The sequence below is a fragment of the Nocardia sp. 852002-20019_SCH5090214 genome (assembly GCF_001665865.1).
Lineage (GTDB): Bacteria > Actinomycetota > Actinomycetes > Mycobacteriales > Mycobacteriaceae > Nocardia > Nocardia nova.
The window spans coordinates 1-2729 of the sequence record NZ_LZMK01000367.1 but is presented as its reverse complement, the minus strand read 5'-3'; the positions used below and the strand labels follow the sequence as shown (position 1 = coordinate 2729).

The window sequence follows — 2729 nt, the reverse complement described above, 5'->3', positions numbered from 1 at the left end:
ATCCCACGAACTCGGCCTCGGTGTCGGTCCCGGTCGCGGCCGCACGCACCAGCCGCCGCAGCCGATCACGCTCCGACTCCGGGGCACCGATGCGTGCAGCGCGTTCGACCTCGGCCCGCGAATCACCCGACAGCCCGCCGCCCTGCTCGCGTGAAGCCAGCACGTTCAACCCGTAGGCGTGCTCCAACTCGTTGCAGATCTCCTGGGCGCGATTCCAGTCCCCCTTGGCCTTGCCCGGCCCGTAATCGAAGGTGCTGACCCTCGAACCGTCTTCACGGATCAGCGACGCCGCGATATGCACATGTTCCTGACCGTCGCCGGCGGCACCGGATTTCCCGTGCCGCACCGCCGCCCACCGTGCCTCCGTGCGCGTCGCGTCAGCGGTGAAACCCATCCGCTCCATGAAGTCGTGGACGAGCTGCCCGAAGCGGGAATCGTCGAGGTCCTCACCCGCCTCCAGCGCCAGAATGCAGTGCCACACCGGGGCGTCCCGCATCTCGCCCTTCTCGCCCTTGCCCGCAGGCTCCACGACATCCGTGCCACGTCCCCGCGCACCGACACCGACCGCGACCGGCTTGGCCCGCATCCGCGCCTGGGTGCCGTGCAGCCGACGGGGGATCTCGATCTCGCGGGCGATGGCCATCGCCGTATCCCGAGCAGCGTGCTTGTCGGCGGGGCCGTCGAAGGTGCGCAGCCACTCCGTGCGCATCAGCGTCGGCGATCCCGCGATCACGCGCCGGTCCTTGTGCTCGTTGTTGTCGCCGGGCCCCAGCAGATACGCCATCAGCCCGCCCAGCTTCTGCCCGCGGCTGATCTGCGGGATCATCGGCGCACCACTTCCTTGGCCATCGCCTCCATGCGCTCGCTCAGATCCCGGATCTCGGCCATGGTCTCCTGCAACTCGGCCAGCACCTCCGGCAACTCCTCGGGCGCGACCTCGGTGATGTTCACCGCCCGCGCGATCTGGTTGATATTGGCCTCGGTGTGCGACAACTCCCGCAACACGATCAGCGACAACGCCGACGCCCCCGACAAGATCGCGTCGGCCAGCGCCTTGCGCTTGGGCCACGGCAACCACGGACCCGACTTACGGCCCGGCTTCGTCGTCGCCGCCGGCGGATTGAGCGTGGAGTCGACCAGATACCACGGCACCGTCGCACCCGCCTCGTCCGCAGCCTCCTTGATCCGCGCGTACTCCTCCTCCGACACCGTCACCTCGAGCGTGCGCTTCGGGCCGGTGATGTTCGGCCGCCGCCGCCGCGAACGTGCCCGCGCGATCTCCTGAGACCGGCGCCGGCCAACCGTCGAACCCTGCTCCGCGACCACCGCGACCACCCTCCGCCTCTGTCGGAAAACCCATGCCCAGCGCAGCGACCACCCAACCGGGTGGGCCCCGACCCCTGTCGGGGACTCCTCACTTATCCCTGATAAGTGTTAGCTTGCAACGCCGTGGACAGGTACCAGCGTACCCGGAGTGAGCACGCCCCGGGCGGCCTTGCGGCCGCGACTTCACCAAGGGAGTCGGGCACGCGAGACGGGCGACGAGGCGCGCCAGCGCGAGCCGTGACCAGGTCCGCGTACGGGACGTTTCTGCGGGCCGCGAGAGCGTCGTGGAGGCGGCCTGACACACGGCCCGCTCGTAGGATCGAAGACACGTCAATCCCGGCGAATTGGGAGTGCGCCGGGACTGACTCCAGGTGTTCGGAGCGGCGGTGGCACACCCGCCAGAGGAGGAAGCAGCCGCCAGGAGGGTTCCGGACGCGGACAGTCCCCGGTGACTCACCGGATCACCCGGGGACTGTTCGCTGTCGAAACAGCCGGGAAAACGCGCGGCGCAGTCCCCGGTAAGCTCTGAAAACGCGAGAACCCCGGCGGGTACACGCCGCCGGGGCTCTCGCGCCAATCTGGGGGATTCTCAGTCGATCTTGCGGGGGCCGGCCACTTCGTGCGCGGCCTCGATCGCGCGCCCAACCGTCGAATGCGGCAGCTCGACGAGCTTGCCGATCGCGTTGGGCCGCTGCCCCTGTGAGTGCGCGCGATAGATCGCGGCCAGCACGTCGACCGGCTGCTTGGACTTACCGCGATCGATCACCGCGCGCGCGAGCCGATCCGCCTCGGTCTGCGACATCTCGCGTGCGAACGGTCCACGCGCGACATTTCCGCGCGCGCTCGACTCCGCGCGCGACGCGCGATCGGCCGCGCGCGCGAGCGCACCGTCGACAGCGGTTCCGCGCGCGCTCGAATCCCGCTCACCGCTCCGCGCGCGATCGGTAACCGCGCGCGCAGACGACGCGGAATCGCTCGCGCGCACCAGCGAAACGACCGGACCTCGATCGCGCGCGGGCATCGCCGTGGGGATCGTCGGCGCGGTCTCCTCCGTCGCGCTGCTGATGTCGCGATCGGCGATCGGTTCGGCGTCGGTTCCCAGCTCAGCAGGGCTGTGCGCGGCGATCGACACGGCCTCCGCGCGCGGAATCTCGCGCGCGATCGGCTCTGTCGGCAATGTCGGTGCCGCCTCCTCGTCGCGCGCGATCACAGGCTCGGCCGCGATCGGTTGCGCGCGATCGGTCACCACGACGGCCGGGTGCGCCGCGCGCGGGCCGGGAGTCTCGTCGCGCGCGATCGGCGCGCGATCGGTGGTGCCGGGATCGGCCGCGCGCGCGGTGTCGATCGCGGTAAGTCCAAGCAGCCGGTCGACGTGCTGGCCGCGATCTATCGCGCGCACTCAC

At 70.4% G+C, this 2729-nt stretch carries 2 protein-coding genes and 1 pseudogene; all 3 read right to left on the bottom strand.

The genetic code is table 11. The annotated features are described in order from the left end of the window. Positions 1 to 826: pseudogene (locus tag A5780_RS28435) on the bottom strand (hypothetical protein); the annotation flags it as partial. After that, positions 823 to 1326, bottom strand: coding sequence for a MobC family plasmid mobilization relaxosome protein (locus A5780_RS28430; protein WP_156769703.1), 504 nt, complete (start codon positions 1324 to 1326; stop codon positions 823 to 825). The gene A5780_RS28430 and the pseudogene A5780_RS28435, both read right to left, overlap by 4 nt. 589 nt (positions 1327 to 1915) lie before the next feature. Beyond that, positions 1916 to 2536, bottom strand: a complete 621-nt coding sequence (locus A5780_RS28425; RefSeq protein ID WP_156769702.1) for a hypothetical protein — start codon at positions 2534 to 2536, stop codon at positions 1916 to 1918. Positions 2537 to 2729 lie beyond the last annotated feature (193 nt).